Raw genomic sequence first — 21,919 nt, forward strand, 5'->3', positions numbered from 1 at the left:
AGCAGAAACCACCCGCCGGCACCCGTCCACGGGACAGGGCGGGGTCCCAGTAGTCCTGTCGAAGAATCCAACAGATATAGCTCTGACCTGTGGTGATACAGGGGTCAGTGTCGGAGTCTGAGATCGTTCCCGCTACGTTCTGTTCCGGTTTATCCGGTCTAGAGCGTGGGGTGGTGCGGTGTCGGAGAAGATGTTCTCTCGCGAGCAGTTGGAGCAGTTGCGGTCGTTCCCGGATATCGGCCGTGATGAGTTGATCACGCACCTCACGTTGACGCCCGCGGATGTGGCGTTCGTGGATCCGGGGCGAGGCCGAGGCCCGGCCGATCGGCTCGGGATGGCCGTGATGGTCGCGACGTTGCCCTGGTTTCTGAGGCTTGCTCGCCGTAGTCGAAGAAAGGTGGCCACGAGCTCACCTCGGCGCATCGCCGCCGGCACCAGCGGTCACGCGGCTGGTGCCGGCGGCGATGCGCGGCTGGTGCCGGCGCGCCCGCGACGATCACGACCGGTTCAGTGGCTGCCGGTGAGTTCGCCGCTGAGCGTGTCGTGCATTTTCGCGCTGTGGGTGTTGAGGCCGATGATCTCAACGGCTTTGCCGCGGGCGGCGTATTTGGTGGTGACGGCGTCCAGGGCGGCGACGGAGGAGGCGTCCCAGATGTGGGCGCCGGTCAGGTCGATGGTCACCTGGTCGGGGTCGGCGGCGTAGTCGAACTGGGAGACCAGGTCGTTGCTGGAGGCGAAGAACAGCTCCCCGGTGACCGCGTAGACCACGTGACCACCCTCGGGGTCGGCGACGGCGGTGACGTTGACGAGGTGGGCGACGCGCCTGGCGAAGATGACCATGGCGGTGAGGGAGCCGAGGACGACGCCGATGGCCAGGTTGTGGGTGGCGATGACCGCGGCGACGGTGACGACCATGACGGTGATCTCCCCGGCGGGCATCCGCTTGAGCGTGGCGGGGGCGATGGAATGCCAGTCGAAGGTGCCGAACGCGACCAGGACCATCACCGCGACCAGCGCCGCCATCGGAATCTGCGAGACGACCGGCCCGAACACGATGCACAACACCATCAGGAACACCCCGGCCAGGAACGTCGACAGCCGGGTACGGGCCCCGTTCTTCACGTTGATCATCGTCTGACCGATCATCGCGCAGCCGCCCATGCCGCCGAACAGGCCGGTGACGACGTTGGCGATGCCTTGGCCGATCGACTCGCGGGTTTTGTTGGAATGGGTGTCGGTGAGGTCGTCGACGAGCTTGGCGGTCATCAGCGACTCCATCAGCCCGACCAACGCCATCGCCAGCGCGTAGGGGGCGATGAGCTTCAGGGTGTCCAGGGTGAAGGGCACGTCGGGCAGGCCCGGAATCGGCAGTGAAGAGGGCAGCGCACCCTTGTCGCCGACGGTCGGCACAGCGATCCCCGCGGCCACGGTGATGACGGTCAAGATCGCGATGGACACCAGCGGCGCGGGAACCGCCTTGGTGATGCGCGGGAAGAACACCATGAGGGCCAGGCCGCCGATGACGAGGGGGTAGACGGCCCAGGGGACGTTCTCCATCTCCGGGATCTGCGCGGCGAAGATGAGGATGGCCAGGGCGTTGACGAAGCCGACCATCACCGAGCGCGGCACGAACCGCATCAGCTTGGCCACCCCCAGACCGCCGAGCACGATCTGGATGAGGCCGCCGAGGATGACGGCGGCGATGAGGTGGCCCAGGCCGTGTTCGCGGTTGAGGGGGGCGATGACCAGGGCGATCGCCCCGGTCGCCGCTGAGATCATCGCGGGGCGGCCGCCGACGATGGCGATGGTGACGGCCATGGTGAAGGAGGCGAACAGCCCGACGCTCGGGTCGACCCCGGCGATGATGGAAAACGAGATCGCCTCGGGGATCAGGGCCAGGGCGACGACCAGGCCGGCCAGCACCTCGGTGCGGGCCACCTTGGGTGAGAGCCAGGACGGGCGGAAGGCGCGCAGGCGCGCGGCCGCGGGCAGTGCGGAAGTCTGCAAGGCAAGAAGAACCTGTCGTGCTCGGGCGCGCCCCGCTCACGGGCGGGATGCGCGAGGACATACAGGCAGCCAAGGCGGCTGCCCGCGGATCGCCCGCTCACGGGCGGGCGGAAGATGGGGGGAGAGGGGGCCTACACCAGTCTCAGCGCGGGCCAGGCATCACGGCGGGCCGGCAGCGGCGCCTGCCATCATGAGAGTGCGCACGCTGGTCTCCTGCTCGGCATCGGTGCTCTCGGCCGGGCCGTCATCGGCCACAGCCCGGGGCGGGGTGGTGCGGCGCGGGTTCACACCCGCACCGGTGGGCAGGCGGCGCAACGCGGGCCGCTCTCACCGTATGCTGACTCTACCCTAACGTTAGAGTAGAGATGTTCCGGGGGGTTGCCCCGGGCAGGCCGACCAGCGAAAAGGACAAGGGGCATCAGGCGTGGAGGCATCGGGCATGCAGGCCGGGCACATGCAGATCGGCGAGGTCGCCGCCCGCACCGAGCTGTCCCTGCGGACGATCCGGCACTACGAGGAAGTCGGGCTCGTCATCCCTTCGGCCCGCTCGGCGGGCGGCTTTCGCCTCTACACCGAACGCGACGTCGCCCGCCTCATGGTCATCCGCCGGATGAAGCCGCTCGGCTTCACCCTGGAACAGATGGGTGACCTGCTGGAGGCCACCGACCGGCTGGATGACCCCGACCGCCTCGAACCCGACGAGCTCGACCAGCTCATGGAACGTGTGCGGGGCTATGAGCGCATAGCCCTCGACCGGATCGCCGACCTGCGGACCCAGCTGGAACGCGCCGAGGATTTCGCCGCCACTCTCCATGCCCGCCTGGACCAAGCCGCGCCCGCCGACGGCCGCCTCCCCGCCTGACCTCGGACGTCACCCGCTTGCTGCCGGACTGTCTCCATGACGAGCAGGAGCGTTCGGCGCTCTGGCTCCTCTGGCAGAGGCCCGGCGAGGGGGCCTACCGGTAGAGGTCGGCGACGGCCGCCAGCAGGAGCTCGCGTGCCGTGCCGGCGCAGGTGAGATCGATGAGCACGTAGGAGGCGAGCCCTTCGGCCAAGGCCACAAGGGCCAGCGCCGACTGGTGCGGGTCGAGGGCGGCGGTGATGCGACCGCTTCGCCGGCCTTCACCGATGAGGTCGGCCATCTGGCGGTGAAAGTCGTCATACAGCAGGCGCAGCCTGGCCGCGATGACCTCATCGGCGAGTGCGAGGGCGTGGAAGGCCTGGCGTACGCGCATGTGGGCCCGGGTGGCGGCGTCGTAGGGGATGAGCTCGGCGAGCACGGTGGTGAGCACCAGGCGCGCATCGGCCGCCTCCAGGTCGCGGCCAACCTGTTGCCTGATGCGGGCACTACTGAGGTGGTTGCCGCGTTCGAAGGCGGCTTCGATGAGCTGCTGCTTGGCCGGGAAGTAGTGCTGGACACGGCCGGCGGAGACGCCGGCCTGGGCGGCCACAGCGCTTTGGGACACCGCGGCCAGGCCACGCTCGGCGACGATGGCCAGCACCGCGTCGGCGATCTCGGTGCGCCGCTGCTCGTGCTGGGCTCCTACGCCTCGAATTCCACGGCTCATGGGCTCCCCTTCACCTCCAGGTGGTGCGGTCGCGTCCGTTTGACCTGCTACGAGTGACCGCGTACCGTCCCAAGCATAGCAAAGCGATGTGATCACATTGTTCTAATGCGGGGAGAGACGTTCATGGCGCGACAGGAGGCAGGAAATGTGCAGCCGACAGCGGCGCCTCGCCCGCCCCAAGGCGGCGCAGGGGCGGCGCGAGTGGTGCTGGCCCTGGCCTGCGCGGCGCAGTTCATGGTGGTGCTGGACGTGTCAGTGGTGAATGTCGCGCTGCCGTCGATCCAGCGGAGCCTGGGGTTCGCGGCAGCGGACCTGCAATGGGTAGCAGGCGCCTACGCCCTGATGTTCGGCGGGTTCCTGCTGCTGGGCGGGCGGCTGGCGGACTTGTACGGGCACAAGCGCGTCTTCCTCGCCGGGCTCACCCTGTTCACGGCGGCCAGCCTGGCCGGGGGCCTGGCGAACACGGCCGGACTGCTGGTCGCCGCCCGCGCACTGCAGGGGCTGGGCGCGGCCGTGCTGGCCCCGGCCACGCTGACGATCCTCACCGTCACCTTCCCCGAAGGAACGCGCCGCACCCGGGCCCTGGCGATCTGGACGGCGGTCGGTCTGGCGGGCGGCGCGGCCGGTAATCTCCTCAGCGGCGCCCTGACCCAATATCTGACCTGGCGCTCCACTTTGCTGATCAACGTGCCGATCGGCGCAGTGGCCGTGAGCCTGGCCGCCGTCTTCCTGACCAGCGGGCGGGCCACCACCAGGACCGCTCGCCTGGATGTCGGGGGCGCGGTGCTGGTGACATTCGCTCTGCTCACGCTGACCTACGGGGTCACCACGACGCAGACCCGCGGCTGGGGCGATGCGCTCACCGTCGCCGCGCTGGCGGCGGGGCTTGCCGCGCTGGCGGCGTTCGTCGTCGTCGAGGCGCGAGTGGCCCCGATACCGCTGATCTCGCCGCGGCTGTTTCGCACCCGCGCGATCTGGCTGGGCAACGCGGCGATAATGCTGACCGGCGCCGCCTTCCAAATCCCCCTGTGGTACTTCCTGACTCTCTACATGCAACAAGTCCTGCACTTCGGCGCACTCCAGACCGGTCTGGGCTTCCTGCCGCACACCGTGGTGATGCTTACCGTCGGCCTGTGCCTGACCCCGTGGCTGATGAACCGCCTCAGCGCCCGCACGCTGATCGTCGGCGGCGCGCTCATCGCCGCCGCGGGATTCGCCTGGCAGAGCCGCATCACGGCCGACAGCACCTACCTGACCGGCGTGCTCGGGCCCGGCATCCTGCTGTCGGTCGGTGGCGGCCTGTTCAACACCCCTCTCACCACCACCGTCACCTCCGGTGTCCCCGCCCATGACGCGGGCGCCGCCTCCGGGCTGATGAACACCTCCAAACAGATCGGCGGCGCACTCGGCCTGGCCATCCTGATCGCGCTGACCGTCCGGCAAGACGACTCGGCGCACGCCCTGGCCGCCGGGTACGGCCAGGCGTTCGCGATCACGGCGGCAGCCCTGGCCGGCGTCGCGGCCCTTGCCTTCGCACTACCTCGCGGGCGATAAGAGGCAGATCTTGTAGCTGTGTGTGCTGGCCGGCAACTCTTCCTGCTCTCACAAACGCCCCATTCCCGGAGGAAGATCAATCGGGTGTCCGGTGCCCGTCTGGATCACCGATTCCTTTCTCACAACTCGTTCTCACTCAAAGAGCGGGAGCCGCCTCTTGTGAGAAATGTTTGTGACACCACGCGAGGCGTGGCCGACCTCCCCGCATTCTCCGCGCCCTCTGCCGACCACGCCGCCGACGACGTCGAGCGCCACCCGTGCCCGCGCTGCGGCGTGGCGGCGGGCTCGCCGTGCCGATCCCGTTCCGGCGCCATCGCCGGGACCTACCACACCGGTCGCTTCACCAAGGTCGGCCGGCTGGCCAAGCTACTGCGGGTGCAAACCCCGGCCGACCGCGGACCGGGGCAGCCGTGGCGACCCGGCACCCAGCCGCCGGCCCCACTCACCGCGGATGCGCCGACATCAAGGCACACGCCCCGCACTGCCGCGTCATCCTCACCGTGGGCGACCTGATCATCCCCACCGGGAAACGCAAGGGCCGTAATCCGAGCCTGGCCAGCATCTACCGCGCCCTGGCCGAGCACGACAAGGCGCAGTCCTACCCCGACGCGGTCGCCCAGGCCCGCGCAGAGTTCGCCGAGCTCACAACAGAAACCTGACAGTATCACCGCAGGTCACAGCTATATCTGTTGGATTCTTCGACAGGACTACCGGGCCCCCGGGGCAGGGAAGCACCGAACAGCTCACCGAACACCCCGCCGCCCCGCGACAAGGACAACTCTTTTGACACCACCACCTCACATCCGACCCGCCCGCAACGTTTACCCGATGTGAGACAGCATCCCTTCGAAAAGATCGTGGCTGAGCACGGGCCGACGGTGCTGCGCGTGTGCCGCGCCGTCCTCGGCCCCACCACCGCCGCCGAAGACGCCTGGTCGGAGACGTTCCTTTCCGCGATGCAGGCCTACCCGGCCCTGCGAGCGGACAGCAACGTCGAAGCATGGCTGGTCACCATCGCCCACCGCAAAGCCGTCGACCAGCTACGCGCCGAGACCCGGCGGGCGATCCCCACCGACAACCTGCCCGAACGCCCAGCCACCGACGGCCTGCCCGGCGACGGCCTGCCCGGCGACGGGCAATCACAGCTGTGGAACGCACTGCACGCACTGCCCGTCAAACAACGCCAGACCATCGCCTACCACTACCTGGCCGGCCTGCCGTACGCCGAAGTCGCCCAGATCCTGGGCGGCAGCCCGCAGGCCGCCAGAAGAGCCGCCGCCGACGGCATCGCCACACTGCGCAAGACCTACCCCAAAGGAGAGGACCGATGACGACCACACCTCCCAACCCGGTCGACGGCGACGACCTGCTCGGCAGGCTGCCCGAGGCCGACCAGGCGACCCAGACCCGCCTGCACGCCCGCCTGGCCGCGGCCGCCGAACAGGCCGGGATCCTCGACGTCGCCTACCGCACCCTCGACACCCCCGTCGGGCCACTACTGCTGGCCGCGACCGAGCACGGCCTGGTACGCGTGGCCTACGCCAGCGAGGACCACGACAAGGTCCTGGACCGACTCGCCGAGACCGTCAGCTCCCGCCTGCTGCGCGCCCCGGCCCGCCTGGACGACGCCGCCCGCCAGCTGGGGGAGTACTTCACCGGCCGGCGCAGCCTGTTCGACCTGCCCCTGGACCTGCGCCTGGCCCACGGCTTCCGCCGCGAGGTCCTGTCACACCTGCGCGACATCGGCTACGGCACCACCGCCAGCTACGCCGCCGTCGCCACCGCCGCGGGCAGCCCCCGAGCGGTACGCGCCGTCGGCACCGCCTGCGCCACCAACCCGCTGCCGGTAGTCGTACCCTGCCACCGTGTCATCCGCAGCGACGGCACCATCGGCCACTACGTCGGAGGCGCCGAGGCCAAAAAGACCCTGCTGACCCTGGAGGCCACCCCGTGAACACCCCACCTGGGCGGGGGAGCGATCTTCAACCTCCGGCCTGACGCACTGCGGCTCCGGCCGTCCACGTGGGCTCCGGTTTCCCCAGCAGGGGACTGGCTGCCACACTCGTTAAGTGGATCATCGTTCCCGCGTCTGGGCCCAGCGACGGTTACGGTCGCTGATGTGGCTGGAGTTGCTCAACATCCCGCTGCAGGCGGTGATCTGGTTCGGCAAGGCGGGGTTTCCGGTGACCGCGGCAAACAGCGTCGGCTTCGCGTTGTTCGCCCTTCTCCTGCTGGAGGGAGCCGGGTATTGGGCAGCCAAGCTCCGCCAGATCGCCACGCGAAACAGGTCCCTCCCCGGAGCCGGTGTCTTCATGGTCGCCCGCAGGGGCAACGTCGCCGTGCTGGCCGCTGGATTGCCGTTCATCATCTGGGCGGTGGTGGTCGATCCGGGGACAGGAAGCTGGCCGGGCCTGGGGTTCGGGCTGTTCGCGGTGCTGGAGCAGGTGAATTACTTCCATGTCCAGCTCATGTACGACACCGCTGAGGATCTCCGCTACCTGCGCTCGCGTGGCCTGCGCCGCGCCCATCTGGCCCGCGATCTCGCAGTCCAGGCAAGAACGCGTTGCCTATCGCGCCCCTGATGACGACCGGCGGTCACCGCTGCGACCTCGGCAAGACCATCAAGCGACAGACCACCCTTGCTGCCCGGCCCGGACAGACAGGTTGAAGATCAAGCTCAGAAGGTGTCTTCAATCCCACTGACGAACTCCGGCAGAGTCGGAGATGGGCGGTGAGCCTCGGCGGTCCGAGGCGGACGAGTCCAGTTCGTCCGCTCGCCGGAGGTCCTTGGGGCGGCCTAGGGCGCGGCGCATCCGGATCAGGTCTTTTCGGGAGACGTAGTGAACCTCCAGGCCGCCCCGGTCGACCGCGGTGATCGCGCGCTCGAGGAACCCCCGCACCCGAAGATCGCCCCAGGGGAGCGCCGGGGTGCAGCAGTCGCCGCCGGCTCCGGGGGAGGTGAACTGCACTTTGGGGCGGAGAAAGAAATCCGGGCGAGTCGCTACAGGGTTGCCCTTTTCGTCAAAAAGTTGGGCGTTGACGGAGGTGAAGGCGGCCGCCAGGGCCGGGGCATGAGCCGGGGCGCCGTCCCAGAGCAGGTCCAGATCGCCGGTCAGTTCGGCCGATCCATGCATGATGCCGGCGACCTGCCCGATCACCACGGCCCGGACGCCGTTGTGATGGAGGGCTTCGAGCAGAGGGAACGGATCGAACCCGAGGGCGGCGTCCGTGCCGATCGTGCCGACGTCGTCGTCGGCGTCCTGGTGGCCCAGGCCGGTGCCCGCCCGGCTGAGGGCCAGTTCACGGGTACGCCGGGCGGCGGCGCGGAGTCGTTGCAGCGGTTCGTCGATCATCTGATTCATGTAACACCCGGTCGAGCTCATGGCGCACTCGAATTTTTATGATCATCGAAGGGGGCGAAGGCGACCTTCCTGGAGGTCTCGCTCACGTTGAAGCGACATGGCAACAGCAACGTCCAGGTTGTCTCATGCGATGGGGTCGGAGGCGTCGCGATGGTAATTCTTATACCAAACAGAATTCACCTTCTGTCTGGTTAAGGATTTCATTGTCCCGATAGGGGTGGTTGGGGCCGGATCGGTTGCGGGATCTTCCGGTTCGGCGCGCTCGGCGCGTGGACTCCGGAGTCGCCGGCGCACCGAGGGCGCCCGGGACGATCCGGAGCCGGCGGAGCCGGTGCGATCTCGGGCCGCCGGGTGGCGCGGGCACCGGCGGATCTGACGGTGGATTCGGCGGCTGAGGGCCGCCCGGCGGCCGGCGATCTTGATTTGGGGGCTTTTGGGGGTTTTCGGGGACGAACTGTTGTCCGGCGGCCCGGGGTGGCCGTGGGTCTCGCGTCGGCGCCGGCGGGCGCGGGCTGTGGAAGCCGGGGTGCGTGTTGCGGGGTCGATGGCGCCCGATGGCGCCCGATGCCGTGATGCGCGGCGGGCTCCGGCTCCCCTGTCTTTTTGATGCATAATTTTACTTATGCAGCGCTTGTGATCCTCCCGCTTCGCGCCGGGAATTCCCGTGTGATCGCCGTCTCGCCGTACAGCCCCGTCTCTTGGCGTCTCATGGTGTGCGCGTGCGGGGGGCGGCGCTGTCGCTGTGTGGTGAGGGGGTGGAGGGGGTGTGCCGGCCGCCCGCGGCCGGTTGTCGACGTTCGGTTCGGGTGAAGGGCCGCTCACCTTCTGTGGGCGGTGGTGGTACGGCGGGCCGCTTTCCCGATGTGCCGCTCCCCCGGCCCGGCGGGCCGCTCTGTGATGGGTTTTCGCGGGGGTGGCGTGCCGCACCGGTCTCCTGCCGCACCGGTCTCCTGCCGCGCCGGTTCTTCTGCCGTCCGGCCGCCGGCGCGGGTGCCCCTCCCCTGCCCCGGTGAGGTGTGGGCGGGGTGGCCTGCGGCGTCAGCGGGGTCTTTCGGCCTGGGCGCCGCTGTGTTCGTGCTGGGATGTGCGGTTCGGGCGGGCCGCGGTGGGCCGGTGGCGGTGGTGGTTATAGTTGCCTGTGATCACGGTGTCGGCCCCTTCCCGGTAGAGCGGGGTCTGGTTCGTTCGCGCGGGAGGCTGAGTTTGGCCGGCCATGGCAGGGGGCGTCCGGGCTGGTTGCATGTGGGGCCTTTGGAGGAGCGGCTGACGCGGGGCTGGGATCCGGGGGTCTTTCCCGATGCCGGTCTGTTGCTGGGGGTCATGACGCTGGCGGCGGTTCCGCGTGGGCTCGCCGTCCGGTTGGCCGCTCATCTGAGCGGTGGTATTTGTCTGGGCCCCGGAGCTGTGCCGGATTTGCGTGGTTTTGAGTCTCTCAGGGATGTGCGGCTGCCGGTGCAGGACGGGGGGTGGGATCGCAGCCCGGGGGTGTACGACCCGGTGGCCCGGCGGATCGGCGTGGGGACCGTCCCCTCCCCCAGTGTCAGTGTCTGTGGTCATGAGCTCGGCCATGCCTGTGACCATATGGACGGGTTCCCCTCGCGGGCGCAGTTGTGGGCCGGTCTTCACCGGCAGTGCGCGGATCATCTGGCGTCGCCCTATCGGGAGGATGCCGGGGAGTTGTTCGCCGAGTGTTTCGCCTGCGTGCTGACCAGACGTGTCACCCGCCTCATCCGGCTGCTGGGAGATGAGGCGCGGGCCGAGGGGGTCTACCACTGGTTGTCGGGCCGCTACGGGATCGGTTGAGCGGGTGGCCGGCAGGGGCGTCATGGCTGGCGGGGCGGTCGCGGGGCTATGCTGGCGGCGGGTGAACGGTGTCGGCGGGAGGGGGTTGCGTTGAACGTGATCATGCTGCCGGGTGGTGTGCTCCGCGTGCCGTGGGCCGTCACGTTGGCTGACGGCACGAAGGTGGACGGGACCCGTGATGTCCGGCCGGGTGAGTGTGACTATGAGCAGTGGCTGCCGTTGGCTCGGGCCGAAGACGACCTGTGGCGGCTGCAGGCGCTGGAGGCGGCGCGGGATGCGGAGATTTTGAGCCGGTGGCGGGCCCGTAAGAGCGCCTGACCGGCGGGCTGTGGTGCGGGTGGCGGCGTGTTTGCCGTTGTTGGGTTCCTGTGGTGCGTGATGCTGGTGTGTGCATGATGTGATCGTGCTGTATGTGATCGTGCTGTTCTGCGTTGCGGCGGGAGGGCCGTCATGAGCGGCGGTGGTCGGCCGGTGGTGGGTCTGCCTGAGGCTGTCGCGGAGTTTCTGTCGGCGTTGCGTGCCAGGAAGCTGTCGGTGCACACCGTCGCCGGCTACCGGCGTGAGCTGGAGCTGGTGGCGGGGGCGGCCGCGGTCGCGGCGGGTGTGGGGGTGGCCGATCTGCAGGTGCGGCTGCTGAGCGGCCGGTTGGTCCGTACGGCGTTCGCCGAGTTCTCCGGGCCTCGTTCGGCGGCCAGTGTCAACCGGGCCTGGAGTGCCTGGAACCAGTTCTTGTCTTTTTGTGTGGCCGAGGGGCTGCTGGAGGGCAATCCGATGGCGGCGGTGCCCCGGCCCAAGCAGCCGGCCAAGGCCCCCAAGCCTCTTTTGGGTGATGGGAGCGCTTCGGTGACGTTGCTGGAGCGTGTCGCCGCCGGGGCGCGCAGGGCCCGTGATCCGTGGGTGGAGCGTGATCTGGTGGTTTTGGCGCTGGCGCTGGTTACCGGGATGCGTTCGGCGGAGTTGCTGGGCCTGACGTTGGGGTCGATCGGCGGTTCCCCCGGTGATCGGCGTATCCAGGTGCTGGGTAAGGGGGGCAGGAGCCGTTCGCTTCCGATCGAGCCTCCGCTTGAGCGGCTGGTGGAGTGTTATCTGGACAGTCGTCTGGCCCGTTTCGGGTTGAGTGCGCTTGCCCGTTCGGCGGCGTTGCTGGTCGACACCGGCAACGAGCCGTTGCGGCGGGGTGGTCTGCAGTATCTGGTCCGTCAGTGTTATCGCCATGCCGGTGTGCACGATCGGGTGCAGAGGGGCACGCTGGTGCATGCGTTGCGTCACGAGTTCGCCACGCGGCTGGCCGAGCGGGGGGCTTCGGCGCATGAGTTGATGGAGTTGCTGGGGCATTCCTCCATCGTCACGGGGCAGGCTTACGTCGCTTCGACGGCGCGTGAGGTGCGCCGGGCGGCGCAGGGCAATCCCGCCTATGGCGTGTTGGAGCGGTTGGGGCCGCAGGGGGGTCCGGCGGGTTGAGGGGGCGGCCGGTGGTGGTTTGAGGGGGTCAGTCGCTGGTGTCGGTGCGCGGCCGTATCTGGTCGGCCAGGTGTCGCAGGCTCTCGTCGAGGGTGCGGTCGATGTCGTCGTCGGCGGGGGTGTGGTCGTCGTCGTGGAAGGACAGGTGGATGGTGGCCTGGCTGGTTGCGTCGCCGTTGTCGGTCACCTGGAGCCGGCCTGCGTAGCGGCTGTCGTCGCGGGTTGCCCATTCGATGCGCAGGTGTTCGGGGTCGGTTTGCAGGAGTGCGTGGGCGTCGCGGCCGGTGCTGTCTTCGTGGACGGTGACGGCGGGCAGGACCTCGGGCCGTATGTGCAGGTCCTGGGGTAGCCAGTGGTGGGGTGCGTCGAGGTCGTTGGCCTGGTCGAAGACGGTCTGCGGTGGTGCGGGCATGGTGCGGGAACGTTCGTGCTCGCTCATGGGTGATCACTCCTCGCTGTGGTCGCGTTGGGTGATCACTTACCCCTGTGGGGGTGGTCCATTCATGAAAGTGCAGGTCACGGGGGTGGTGGTGGGGTGGGGTGGATCTTCCTGACGAGGCGTGCGGCGGCTCGGTGGCTCATTCCGGTCTCGCCGCGTACGAGGAAGACGGCCTGGTCGAACTGGTCGGAGGCTTTGAGTTGGAGGATCTGTTCGATGAGTTCGGGGCCGATGCCGCCGCCGACGAGGGCGTTGCGGGGGCGTTGCGTCATCCGTACGGCGAGCACGATGAGGGCGATGATCACTATGGCGATGACTGCCGTCAAAAGGAGGGTGACGATCAGGTTCGGCATGGGGTGAGCGTACCCTCGCGGGGGTGTGGTGGGCAGGTGGGTCGTCTTCGTCTGTGGGGTTGTCGCTTACCGCGGGTGGCGGGGGTTACGCGCGGGGAGGTCTTGCGCTCCCCCGCTGACCTGGTCGTCCGGCCGGCCGGTTCCCGGTTCGGGTCGGGGGGTGTGGGGGCGTCGTGGGGCGGGGTTCAGCCGAGGGGGAAGGCGGTGGCGGAGACGACGGCGTGCAGTGGGAGCGGCTGGTAGATGTGGGGGAAGGTCTCGGTTGAGTCGGCGGGGGTCTCCATGCGCACGTCCAGGCCGGCCGGGTCGATGGTCAGCAGCACCAGGGCCTGGCCGACGTCGCGGTAGAAGCGGTGGATGACGCCCTGTAGCTGGGTGTGGTCGGCGCAGGCGTGGATGAAGCCCTCTTGTTCGAGGGTGCGGCCGAGGGTGGAGACGCGGTACTCCCCCGCGGTTTGGGCGGCTTCCCAGTCGGTGGCCAGGGCCAGGTGCAGGATGGTCATCGGGTCGGGGCCTCCACGGCGCGGTCGACGGTGGTGTGGGGGTGGAAGGGGGTGTGGGTTTCGCAGGCGGGGCGCGGGGACGGGGGCGTGGCCGGCGGTGTCGAGCCGGCCGGGGGCGGGGTTGCGCAGGGCCTGTGCCTGGGCGAGATCCATGACTGTACTTTATGGTCGGTGCGGTGTTTGGGGTCTTTTTCTCCGTGTGGGCCGTACCGCTGCCGGGTCGGTACGGCCCGCCGGGGTGGGGGCGGTCAGTGGCGGGCGCGCCATTCCCGTTGCAGGATCGCGTAGACCAGTTCGTCGGTCCATTCGCCCTTGACCATCTCGTTCTCCACCAGGTGGGCTTCGCGGCGCATTCCCAGCCGTTCCAGCAGGCGGGCCGAGGCGGTGTTGCGGCCGTCCAGGCGGCCGGTGATCCGGTGCAGGTCCAGGCCGTCGAAGCCCAGTTCCAGCAGGGCTTGGGCCACCTCGGTGGCGTATCCCTTGCCGTGGTGGCCGGGGTGGAAGACGTAGCCGATCTCTCCGCTGCGGTGCAGGCTGCTGTGCCAGAACAGCAGTCCGTCGCCGATCAGCTCGCCGGTGGCGGCCAGTTCCACCGCCAGGGTGAGTGCCTGGCCTTCCTCCAGCAGCGCCGACTGGGTGATCTTGGTGTTCAGTGCCTCCTGGACCTCCTTCAGGTCGCGGGGTCCCCAGTACAGGTAGCGGGCGACTTCGGGCAGCGACTGGATGGCGTGCAGTCCGTCGAGGTCGTCGGGGGTGAAGGGGCGCAGGATCAGCCGGTCGGTGCGGATCGGGTAGGAAGGCTTCAGCATCGGGTCAGACTAGGTGAGGCCGCGGGTGGTGGGCCATGTGTTTTCGCGGTGGCGGGCCGGTGGCGGTGGGGTGTGGCGGGAGCGTCGGGTCGGGTGTTTGGGGGGTGGCCTTCGTTGCCGGTGTGGTCGCTTCGGCCTGCGCAGGTGTGTGATCGGCCGGGGTGGCTTGGGTGCGGCCGGTTTCTACATCTGCATCTGGCGGTCGGCTGGGCCGTGCCATTCGGTCAGCAGCACGGTGGCGTCGTTCTGTAGGTGGCCGTCGTTGTAGTCCGGCACGCTGTGCACCAGGCGGCGCAGTGTCTCGGGTACCGGCAGGCCGTCGGCGGCACGGCGGATGATGAAGTCCGCAAATCGCGCCAGTCCGAACTCCTGTCCTTGGTGTCGCTGTAGGGGCGCTTGCTGACCATCAGCAACGCCAGCAGCGAGGCCAGGTGCCGCATGGCGTCGCCGGTGCGTTCGCCGGCGCCCGGGGCGCGGACGCGCAGTACGCCCAATCGCTCGGTGCCGTCCAGCAGTGGCACCCACCACCACTGCGCGTCTTCGCCGGCGTCCTGTTTGGCCAGGATCCGTACTTCCTGGAAGGCGCGGCCGGCCAGTGTCGTGTCGATGCGCAGTTGCTGCGGGTGGTCGGGCGTGCCGGGGGCGCCGGGTCCGGTCAGCAGGCGCAGCACGTTCTGTTGCAGGTCGGCCAGGTAGATCAGTACTTCTTGAAGGCCCGCGTGTCCGGCGTAGCGGCCGGCCCATGCCGGTATCTGTTCCAGGGCCATCAGGTGGCTTTGGGTCAGCAGGCCGGTGAGCATCCGTTCGGTGCCGCTCGGCGTGGCGCCGGGGGTGTCGGCCGCCGGGCCGCTCTGCGGGGCGGGGGGTCTGCGGCCGTTACCCGTTGACGCGCTCATCACTTCATGATTCACCGCGGGGCGGGTATTAGTCGGCAATGGTGGGGTGAAAGTGCTTTTGCCTGTTCAGGGCTCTGCCGTGTGGTCCCGGGTGTGGTTCCACTTGCGGGCGGTGTCGAAAACGTGTTCCACTGATCGGCATGCGATGGGATGCGCCTGCCCTGCTCGCCGGGCCGCCCGGGCCCCGGCCGCGGATCGAGCGCAGCTCGGTGACCCGGGTTCACGGAGCGCTGACCTGCTATGAGGTGCAGGCCCGTAGCGCGTTGGAGCGCACCGCCGACGGGTGGGCGGTCAGTCCCTACCGGGGGTGTGCCCAGGCTTGCCGCTACTGCGCGGTCCGGCGTGCTCACCGTTATCTGGGGTTGGACGCCGGCGCCGGTTTCGACTCCCAGATCGTGGTGCGCACCAACATCGCGCGGCGTCTGCGCGCCGATCTGGCGGCCAAATGGGACGGCGAGCCGATCAGTGTGGGTGCGGCCGGCGACTGCTACCAGGGGGCCGAGGACATCTACCGGCTGATGCCCGGGGTGGTGGCCGCCTTGCGTGAGGCTGGGGCGCCGTTCACCGTGCACACCAAGAGCACGTTGATTCTGCGTGACGCCGCTCTGCTGGCCGCCTGCCCGGGTGCGGGTGCGGTGGTCTCGATCGCCTTCGTCGACGACCAGATCCGCCGCACTGTGGAGCCCGGTGCGCCGAGTGCGCAAAAGCGCCTGGAGTTGGTGGCCGAGCTCAACGAGCGCGGTGTGCCGTGCGGGGTGGCGATGGCGCCGGTTCTGCCGCTGCTGACCGACTCTCCCGACCAGCTCGCCGCCACTGTGCGGCGGGCCGCCGGTGCCGGAGCCGTCAGTCTGACCCCGCATGTGCTGCGCCTGCCGCCTGGCGCGCGGGAGTGGTATCTGTCCTGGCTGGGTGATCACCATCCTGGGCTGGCCGCCCGCTACGGGGAGTTGTACGGCGGGGGGCCGGAGGCTGATCCGGCCTATGTGCGGGGGGTCACCGGTCAGGTTCTGCAGTTGGCCGCCCGCTATGGGATGAGCCCGACCCGGCCCGAGCAGCCGCTGCCGCTGGCTCTGCCCTCCCACCGGCAGCTCACCCTCATCTGAGAGCTTGGGGTGGTGCCGGTGGTGGTGGTGTCGCTGTGCTGGAGCCATCTGGTCTGAGGGTTTTGCGGGCTCCGAAGAGCGAGGCGGCGGCTGGGGTGGGGCGGCATGCGGGGCGGCCGGTCCGTGCGGTCTGTTCTGCCGCCTCGCTCTTCGTCGTGGGGAGCGGCGCGGGCGCTCCCCTTTTTTTCGTCGCCGTCAGGCCAGGGCGCTGCCCTTTTTCCACTGCTTGTAGGGCATCTGCCAAAAACCCCAGCCGTTGTTCCATTCCATCTCCCGGTTGGTGCCGGTGATGGTGATCACGTCGCCGCGCTGGACCTGGTCGTAGAACCACTTGGCCTGGTCGGGGCGGGAGTTGATGCAGCCGTGGCTGACGTTTTGGCGGCCTTGTGCCCAGACGTTGTTGAGTGCGTGGACGTACTCGCCGCTGTTGGAGAAGCGCACCGCGTGGTTGATCATCAGGTCGTAGTAGCCCGGGTCGCCCTTCTTGCGGCCGGGTGAGATCATGCGCTCGGGGTTGGCCTTGCCCATCGCCAGGTGCACGCCGCTGGTGGTGGTGTATTCGCGGGTGCTGGCGTTGCCGGCGCTGATGAGCATGGTCTGTACGACCTTGCCGTCCCGTTTGACGATCATCTTGTGCTTGCGGGTGTCGATGGTGGCGATCTGGGCCGCGCCGATTCGGATGCTTTTGGTGAAGTCCTCGACCCCGTACATGTCCTTGCCGCCCTGAACGCCGTTGAGGCGGGCGGTGAAGGTCACCTTCTGGTGGGGCTGCCAGAATTTGGCGGTCCGGTAGATCACCGTGGTGTCGTTGATCCATCGCCAGGCGCCCTGGGAGGGCTTTTCCGACTCCACCTCCAGGGCCTGTTCCACGGCGGCCTTCTGGGTGACCGGCTGGTTGAAGGTGACGATGATCGGCGCCCCCACGCCGACCTTCTCCCCCTTCAGGGCCGGGGTCACGTCGGCCACCGCCAGCTCGACCTTGGGTTTGAGCGTCTTGAAGGAGCTGCTGGCGGTGGTGCCGCCTACCGCGCGCGCCGAGACGGTGTATTTGCTGGAGGGTTTCAACGGGGCCTTGGAGACCCATTTGGTGCGGTTGGCGTCGAAGTCGCCCGGCAGTGCCTTGCCGCCGCTCTCCACGGTGACCTGTTCAAGTGAGCCGTTGGCCGCGGTGACGACGACCCGCTTGTCGGGGCGTACGGTCGCGCTGCCCTCGGCTGGGCTGATCTTTATGACCGGTGCGGCCGGGGCGGTCGTCACGTCGGTGTTGGCGCCGCCGTCGGCGGCGGGGGCCGTCGAGGGCGTCCCGCCGGAGCAGGAGGTGACCAGTACGGCCGCTGCCGCCACTGCCAGCCCCGCCAGTGGCGCCCTCATGCCTCGGCGCTCCATGTTTAGCACAACTTTCTCCCCCACTACAGCAAACTGCGTTTAAAGACCCTAATAGGAGATGCGTGAGGAGTACACCTGGTTCGTGAGAGTTGAGTCACATTTAGGTCACTTCGTAGAGTCAATAACATGCCAACCCGGAGTCAAGGGGGACTCTGGTGGCCAGGCCAGGGCGCCTGGCGCGGTCACTGTGGCCTCCACCTGCGCTGACGCCTCCGCATCGGGGCGGTGCGGCGGTTGTCGGCCGCCGGGCGCATCAAAGCGCCGCGGCGGGGCACAGGCGGGGTGTGTGAGCGCCCCGCTCCGGCTGTGACGGGCCCGCCGGGCTCTCCGGCCGGGCGGCTAGGCTGGCGTGATCGGCTCGCAGCCGATGTGACCGATTCGAAACGGAAGGCCTGGGTGATGACCACGACACGGCCCGCCGGCGGCACCGATCGCATGCGGCAGAGCACTCACCACGTGGAAGGCGAGCCCTCCCCGGCGGGGCCGGGAGAGCACCTGCTGCGCGCCATCGTGGAGGCCTGCAGCGAGGGCGTGGTGCTCTGCGACAGCGACGGTGTCGTCGTCATGGTCAACGCCGCGGCGGCGCGGATGGCGCCGGAGATCCTGCCCGGACGCCCCGCGGCCTCGGGCGGCGCGGCGGCGCTGTTCGGCCCCGACCACCCCGAGGGCGACAGCAGGGAGGTCGGCTGCGGCCACCTGCGCCTGCGGGTGCGCCGGGAGGCCTTCGGCATCGCCCACCACGCCTGGTACCTGCGCGACGTCACCGCCGAGTCGGCCAGGACCGACGCGCTGCTGGCCGAGCGCCGGCGCACCGAGTTCCTGGTGGAGGCCGGCCGGCGGCTGTCGGCCTCGCTCAACACGCGCCGCTGCGCCCGCAGCGCGGTCGAGCTCGCCGTCTCCTTGCTGGCCGACGCCGCCATGGTCGTGCTGCCGCCCGCCGGGCGCCGCCAGGCGGGCTGGCTGCGCTCGGTCGCCGGGCAGCACGATCTGCAGGAGGGGGTGGTCACGTCGGCCTCCACCGCGCAGGTGCCCGGCCTGGCCGAGGCGCTGGCGGGTTTCCCGCCGGTGCCCAGCCGGTGGCTGGATCCCGGCCAGGCCCCCCAGTGGCTGCTGCCCGACGGGTTCGGCCAGGCCGGTCACCTGCTCGTCACCCCGCTGCCCGGCAACGGCGTCCCGGCCGGGGCGCTGGTGCTGGCCCGCCGTGAGGGCGGTCCGGCCTTCGATGAGGAGGCCGAGATCCTGGTGCGGGTCTTCGCCGCCCGCGCGGGCGCGGCGATCTCGGCCGCCGCCCTGTACCAGGAGCAGAGCGCCACCAACGCGATCTTGACCAGGGACCTGCTGCCGCCCGCCCTGCCGGTCCTGGCCGGGCTGGATCTGGCCGGTTCGCTGCGCTCGGCCCAGCAGGCCGGGCTGATCGGCGGCGACTTCTACGACCTCTACCTGCCCGGTCCCGGCGCCGCGGGCGAGCCGCTGGTGGTCTTGGGCGACGTCTGCGGCAAGGGGGCGCGCGCCGCTGTCCTGGCCGGGCAGGTCCGCCAGTCCCTGCGCGCGCTGCTGCTGCTGGAAAGGCGCCCCGAGCACCTGGCGTCGCTGCTCAACCGTTCCCTGCTGGCCTCCCCCTCCCCCAACCCCTACGTCACCCTCGTGCTGGCCGCGCTGCGGACCGGGCAGCGGGGACATGTGCTGCTGGACCTGGCTGTGGCCGGGCATCCCCCGCCGCTCATCCTGCGCCGGGACGGCAGCGTGCAGGAGGTCACCGCGGGCGGCTCCCTGCTCGGCGCGCTGCGGGAGAGCGTCGTGACCCCGGTCACCGTCGACCTGGCCCCCGGCGAGCTGTGCCTGTTCTACAGCGACGGCATCACCGAGGCCGTCGGCGGCCCCACCGGCCGGCAGATGTACGGCGGGCAGCGGCTGCAGAGCGCCCTGTCCACCTGCGCGGGCATGCCGGCCTCGGCGGCGGTGGAGCGGCTGGAGCAGATCAGCACCGAATGGCTGGCCGGCGACGTCCAGGACGACCGGGTGCTGCTGGCCGTACAGGCCAGGCCCGCCCGATGAGCGGCACCCGGCTGCTGTCCGGCGACCTGCTCGCCGCCGGGGAGGACTACCTGCGGCGCATCGGCCAGGCCGACGAGTTCGGCGCCATCGACCTGGTGGTCGGCCTGCTGGCCGACGGCGTTCCCGCCGAGCGCCTGCTGCTGGAGCTCATCGCGCCCGCCCAGCGGCGTGTCGGCGAGCTGTGGGCGGCCAACCGCTGGTCGGTCGCCCGTGAGCACGGGGCCACGGCCGTCAGCGAGCGCGCCGTCGCCGCGATCGCCGCCCGGGTCCGGCCCGAGCCGTCCCTGGGCCGCGTCGCCGTCGCCTGCACCGACGGCGAGTACCACGCGCTGCCCACCCGGCTGCTGGCCGAGGTTTTGCGGCTGCGCGGCTGGCGGGTCGACTTCCTGGGCGCCAACGTGCCCGGCCCGCACCTGATCACCCACCTGCACCAGAGCGGGCCCGACGCGGTCGCGCTGGGCTGCGCCCTGGCCACCCGCCTGCCCCGGGCGCACGCCACGCTCACCGCCTGCCAGGCCGTCGGCGTGCCGGTCCTGGCCGGCGGCTCCGGGTTCGGCGCCGACGGCCGCTTCGCCCGGCTGCTGGGCGCCGACGCGTGGGCTGCCGGCGCCGACGCCGCCGCCGACCGTCTGGCGGACGGGCTGCCGTCCTTCCCCGTCCCGTCGCAGGCGCCGGCCCACCTGGCCGATGAGGAGTACACCCATCTGAGGCGCCGCCGCGGTGAGCTGCTCACCGGCGCGATGGCCGCCCTCGCCGGGGCCTACCCGCCGATGGCCGCCTACACCGCCCACCAGCTCGACACCACCGCCGAGGATCTCGGTCACATCCTCGACTTCCTCGCCGCCGCCCTCTACGTCGACGACGTCGAGGTCTTCACCGGCTTCGTCACCTGGACCCGCGGCGTGCTGCGGGCACGCGGGGTCCCGGCGAGGGCGTTGGAGGCGGGATTGCGTATTTTCCATGATGAGCTGCGAGACTTCCCCCGTGCCCGCCACACGCTGGTGCGGGGGATCGAGGCGGCTCACGACCGCGGCGCCGATTTGGAGACCTGACGACAGATGCTCGAGAAGACCCCGCTCCGTACCGAGGTGCAGAGCACCGCTGAGGGCACCACCTGCCTGGTGCTCACCGGTGACCTGGACTACGACACGGCCGCTGAGCTCTTCACGCTGGCGCAGGAGCTGTTCTCGGCCGACCTGCGCCTGCTGGAGCTGGATCTGTCCGGCCTGGACTTCGTCGACTCCTCCGGTGTGGCGGCCCTGATCAACGTCTACAACACCGCCCTCGCCCGTGACTCCGCCATGCGGATCATCGCCCTGACCCCCTACCTGCGGCACCTGTTCAAGGTGACCGCCCTGGACCAGGTCTTCGAGCTGCCGCCCGCCTAGACGCGCTCGCCGCTCGCCCCGGCTGTCGCCGCCGCGACGACCGCCTACGCCCAGCGCTCCCGCCCGCCCCGGCGTGCGGGAGCGCGGTGGAGCGCGGACGGCGCCGGGCGCGGCTCAGGCCGGATCCGCTGCGGCCGGTCGGCGCCACAGCCGCTGGACCTGTTCGTAGGAGGGCAGGTCGCCGGGGACCGGGGCGCCGCCGGCCACCTGGAGCGCCGTGGTGACGGCCGCCCGCAGCGCGGCCCGAAACAGCAGGGAGCCGTAGCTGATGCGGGCCACGCCCAGCGCCGCCAGCCTCGCCACCGGCACCTCGGCCTGGATGAGCACGTTCAGCGGCACCGGGGCCGCGGCGACCAGCGCCTGTAGCTGCCGCTGCCCGATGGCCCCCGGCACGAACACCCCGTCGGCCCCCGCGTCGGCGTAGGCCCGGACGCGGTGCACGGCCGTGGCCAGGGCGTCGGGGGTGCGCAGCCAGAACGGGTCGGTGCGCGCGTTGACGAACAGCCGCGGCACCCGCTGCTTGATCGCGCCGATCAGCGCCACCTGCTCGGCCGTCTCGGCCAGTCCCTGGCCGCGCCCGTCTTCGATGTTGACGCCCGCCACTCCTGCGGCCGCCAGTTCCGCGGCCAGTTCGGCCACCCGGGCGGGCGGGCCGCCGAACCCCCCTTCGATGTCGACGGTGACCGGCACGCCCAGCGTCGCGATCCCGCGCGCCAGGCTCACGGTCTGGGCTCGTGTGGCCTGCTCGGCGTCGGGCAGGCCCGCGGCGGCCGCCACCCCCAGGCTGGTGGTGCCCACCGCCGCGAACCCGGCGGCCTCCAGCGCCGCCGCCGAGGCGTGATCCCAGGCGTTGGGCAGCAGCAACGGCTGCGTGCCGTGGTGCAGCGCCCTGAACCGCTCGAACGTCACCGCCGCACCGCCTCGACCACACCGGCCGCCAGGGCCGGCTCGACCGGCGGGGATGCGGCCGGGCGGTGTGAGGCCCGGGCGAAGGCCTCGGCGCGTAGCGCCGGCGCGTCCAGCCCGGCCGGCACCTCCACCGCCGCGGCCCGGCGCCCGGCGTGCAGGGCGCCGTCGGCGAAACGGCCGACCGCGCCGCGCAGCCAGGCGACCGTCAGGGCGAAGGGCGGCCGGGGGGCCGCCACGACGGTGAGAGCGGGGTCGGCCAGGGCGGCGCGTACCTCGTGGTGGCGGCTGAGGACCAGCGGTGGTGAAGTCATGGCCCCCACGGT

25 protein-coding genes and 1 pseudogene are annotated in these 21,919 nt (G+C 70.3%); 15 read left to right on the forward strand and 11 right to left on the reverse strand.

Going from position 1 to position 21,919, the window contains the following annotated elements; translation table 11 throughout:
• Positions 1-190 precede the first annotated feature (190 nt).
• Positions 191-352 (forward strand): annotated as a pseudogene (locus tag BM085_RS45680) (DUF4158 domain-containing protein); the annotation flags it as partial.
• Between the two features lie 155 nt (positions 353-507).
• Here the strand turns inward: BM085_RS45680 and BM085_RS03840 are convergent.
• Entirely contained in the window at positions 508-1,992 is a 1,485-nt protein-coding gene (locus tag BM085_RS03840) for a SulP family inorganic anion transporter (RefSeq protein WP_218158604.1), read from the reverse strand.
• Positions 1,993-2,446: 454 nt separating this feature from the next.
• Here BM085_RS03840 and BM085_RS03845 point away from each other — a divergent pair, with 454 nt between their 5' ends.
• Complete coding sequence (locus tag BM085_RS03845; RefSeq protein ID WP_093885619.1) at positions 2,447-2,869, forward strand: MerR family transcriptional regulator; 423 nt, start codon at positions 2,447-2,449, stop codon at positions 2,867-2,869.
• Positions 2,870-2,963: 94 nt separating this feature from the next.
• Here the strand turns inward: BM085_RS03845 and BM085_RS03850 are convergent, their stop codons facing one another.
• Positions 2,964-3,575 carry a TetR/AcrR family transcriptional regulator gene (locus tag BM085_RS03850; protein WP_093885620.1) on the reverse strand — a complete coding sequence of 204 codons (612 nt, stop codon included), beginning with the start codon at positions 3,573-3,575 and terminating at the stop codon, positions 2,964-2,966.
• Positions 3,576-3,776: 201 nt separating this feature from the next.
• On the opposite strand from BM085_RS03850, the gene BM085_RS03855 reads away from it, so the two are divergent.
• The 6 genes from BM085_RS03855 to BM085_RS03875 all read left to right on the forward strand — a co-directional run bounded on the left by BM085_RS03855 (position 3,777) and on the right by BM085_RS03875 (position 7,711).
• Positions 3,777-5,129 (forward strand): MFS transporter, encoded by a 1,353-nt coding sequence (locus BM085_RS03855; RefSeq protein WP_342742848.1) that lies wholly within the window; start codon positions 3,777-3,779, stop codon positions 5,127-5,129.
• A gap of 189 nt (positions 5,130-5,318) precedes the next feature.
• Positions 5,319-5,642, forward strand: coding sequence for a zinc finger domain-containing protein (locus BM085_RS47315; RefSeq protein ID WP_425443256.1), 324 nt, complete (start codon positions 5,319-5,321; stop codon positions 5,640-5,642).
• Positions 5,540-5,788, forward strand: a complete 249-nt coding sequence (locus BM085_RS45150) for a hypothetical protein (protein WP_218158589.1) — start codon at positions 5,540-5,542, stop codon at positions 5,786-5,788. Before BM085_RS47315 ends, BM085_RS45150 begins: the two co-directional genes overlap by 103 nt.
• A gap of 171 nt (positions 5,789-5,959) precedes the next feature.
• On the forward strand, positions 5,960-6,460 hold the full coding sequence (locus tag BM085_RS03865; protein ID WP_093885621.1) for an RNA polymerase sigma factor: 501 nt from the start codon (positions 5,960-5,962) through the stop codon (positions 6,458-6,460).
• Complete coding sequence (locus BM085_RS03870; RefSeq protein ID WP_218158590.1) at positions 6,457-7,083, forward strand: methylated-DNA--[protein]-cysteine S-methyltransferase; 627 nt, start codon at positions 6,457-6,459, stop codon at positions 7,081-7,083. Before BM085_RS03865 ends, BM085_RS03870 begins: the two co-directional genes overlap by 4 nt.
• Positions 7,084-7,198: 115 nt before the next feature.
• Positions 7,199-7,711, forward strand: a complete 513-nt coding sequence (locus BM085_RS03875) for a hypothetical protein (RefSeq protein ID WP_245789108.1) — start codon at positions 7,199-7,201, stop codon at positions 7,709-7,711.
• Positions 7,712-7,819: 108 nt separating this feature from the next.
• Here the strand turns inward: BM085_RS03875 and BM085_RS03880 are convergent, their stop codons facing one another.
• Entirely contained in the window at positions 7,820-8,482 is a 663-nt protein-coding gene (locus BM085_RS03880) for a hypothetical protein (RefSeq protein ID WP_245789109.1), read from the reverse strand.
• A gap of 1,260 nt (positions 8,483-9,742) precedes the next feature.
• Between BM085_RS03880 and BM085_RS03885 the strand changes: the two genes are divergently transcribed.
• From BM085_RS03885 to BM085_RS03895, 3 genes are all read left to right on the forward strand, one after another.
• Positions 9,743-10,294, forward strand: a complete 552-nt coding sequence (locus BM085_RS03885; RefSeq protein WP_093885623.1) for a hypothetical protein — start codon at positions 9,743-9,745, stop codon at positions 10,292-10,294.
• A gap of 90 nt (positions 10,295-10,384) precedes the next feature.
• A complete protein-coding gene (locus BM085_RS03890; protein ID WP_093885624.1) occupies positions 10,385-10,612 on the forward strand; it encodes a hypothetical protein in 228 nt (75 codons plus the stop codon).
• A gap of 132 nt (positions 10,613-10,744) precedes the next feature.
• The gene (locus BM085_RS03895; RefSeq protein ID WP_093885625.1) at positions 10,745-11,755 is read left to right on the forward strand and encodes a tyrosine-type recombinase/integrase; all 1,011 of its coding nucleotides are present in this window, start codon (positions 10,745-10,747) and stop codon (positions 11,753-11,755) included.
• 28 nt (positions 11,756-11,783) lie between these two features.
• On the opposite strand, the gene BM085_RS03900 is transcribed toward BM085_RS03895, so the two are convergent.
• The 5 genes from BM085_RS03900 to BM085_RS03920 all read right to left on the reverse strand — a co-directional run bounded on the left by BM085_RS03900 (position 11,784) and on the right by BM085_RS03920 (position 14,755).
• Positions 11,784-12,194, reverse strand: a complete 411-nt coding sequence (locus BM085_RS03900) for an SRPBCC family protein (RefSeq protein ID WP_093885626.1) — start codon at positions 12,192-12,194, stop codon at positions 11,784-11,786.
• A 77-nt stretch (positions 12,195-12,271) separates the two neighbouring features.
• Positions 12,272-12,547, reverse strand: coding sequence for a hypothetical protein (locus tag BM085_RS03905; RefSeq protein ID WP_093885627.1), 276 nt, complete (start codon positions 12,545-12,547; stop codon positions 12,272-12,274).
• A 185-nt stretch (positions 12,548-12,732) separates the two neighbouring features.
• Positions 12,733-13,203, reverse strand: a complete 471-nt coding sequence (locus tag BM085_RS03910) for a DUF952 domain-containing protein (RefSeq protein ID WP_245789110.1) — start codon at positions 13,201-13,203, stop codon at positions 12,733-12,735.
• Between the two features lie 95 nt (positions 13,204-13,298).
• Positions 13,299-13,859 carry a GNAT family N-acetyltransferase gene (locus tag BM085_RS03915; RefSeq protein WP_093885629.1) on the reverse strand — a complete coding sequence of 187 codons (561 nt, stop codon included), beginning with the start codon at positions 13,857-13,859 and terminating at the stop codon, positions 13,299-13,301.
• A gap of 224 nt (positions 13,860-14,083) precedes the next feature.
• Positions 14,084-14,755, reverse strand: a complete 672-nt coding sequence (locus BM085_RS03920) for a hypothetical protein (RefSeq protein WP_245789111.1) — start codon at positions 14,753-14,755, stop codon at positions 14,084-14,086.
• 140 nt (positions 14,756-14,895) lie between these two features.
• Between BM085_RS03920 and BM085_RS03925 the strand changes: the two genes are divergently transcribed.
• Positions 14,896-15,858 (forward strand): radical SAM protein, encoded by a 963-nt coding sequence (locus BM085_RS03925; RefSeq protein ID WP_093885630.1) that lies wholly within the window; start codon positions 14,896-14,898, stop codon positions 15,856-15,858.
• A gap of 195 nt (positions 15,859-16,053) precedes the next feature.
• Here BM085_RS03925 and BM085_RS03930 read toward each other — a convergent pair whose 3' ends face one another.
• The gene (locus BM085_RS03930; protein WP_093885631.1) at positions 16,054-17,229 is read right to left on the reverse strand and encodes a L,D-transpeptidase; all 1,176 of its coding nucleotides are present in this window, start codon (positions 17,227-17,229) and stop codon (positions 16,054-16,056) included.
• A 414-nt stretch (positions 17,230-17,643) separates the two neighbouring features.
• Between BM085_RS03930 and BM085_RS03935 the strand changes: the two genes are divergently transcribed.
• Genes BM085_RS03935 through BM085_RS03945 form a run of 3 tightly spaced genes read left to right on the forward strand, consistent with a single transcriptional unit; the run spans position 17,644 to position 20,687 of the window.
• Entirely contained in the window at positions 17,644-19,299 is a 1,656-nt protein-coding gene (locus BM085_RS03935; RefSeq protein ID WP_143120792.1) for a PP2C family protein-serine/threonine phosphatase, read from the forward strand.
• A complete protein-coding gene (locus BM085_RS03940; protein WP_093885633.1) occupies positions 19,296-20,351 on the forward strand; it encodes a cobalamin B12-binding domain-containing protein in 1,056 nt (351 codons plus the stop codon). The genes BM085_RS03935 and BM085_RS03940 overlap by 4 nt, the downstream gene beginning before the upstream one ends.
• 6 nt (positions 20,352-20,357) lie before the next feature.
• Complete coding sequence (locus BM085_RS03945) at positions 20,358-20,687, forward strand: STAS domain-containing protein (RefSeq protein ID WP_093885634.1); 330 nt, start codon at positions 20,358-20,360, stop codon at positions 20,685-20,687.
• A 114-nt stretch (positions 20,688-20,801) separates the two neighbouring features.
• Here the strand turns inward: BM085_RS03945 and BM085_RS03950 are convergent, their stop codons facing one another.
• Together BM085_RS03950 and BM085_RS44165 are read right to left on the reverse strand one after the other, a co-directional pair.
• Positions 20,802-21,596, reverse strand: coding sequence for an isocitrate lyase/PEP mutase family protein (locus BM085_RS03950; RefSeq protein WP_093885635.1), 795 nt, complete (start codon positions 21,594-21,596; stop codon positions 20,802-20,804).
• On the reverse strand, positions 21,593-21,907 hold the full coding sequence (locus BM085_RS44165; RefSeq protein ID WP_093885636.1) for a hypothetical protein: 315 nt from the start codon (positions 21,905-21,907) through the stop codon (positions 21,593-21,595). The genes BM085_RS03950 and BM085_RS44165 overlap by 4 nt, the downstream gene beginning before the upstream one ends.
• Positions 21,908-21,919: the final 12 nt, after the last annotated feature.

Origin of the sequence: Streptosporangium canum (assembly GCF_900113865.1) — a bacterium.
Taxonomy (GTDB): domain Bacteria; phylum Actinomycetota; class Actinomycetes; order Streptosporangiales; family Streptosporangiaceae; genus Streptosporangium; species Streptosporangium canum.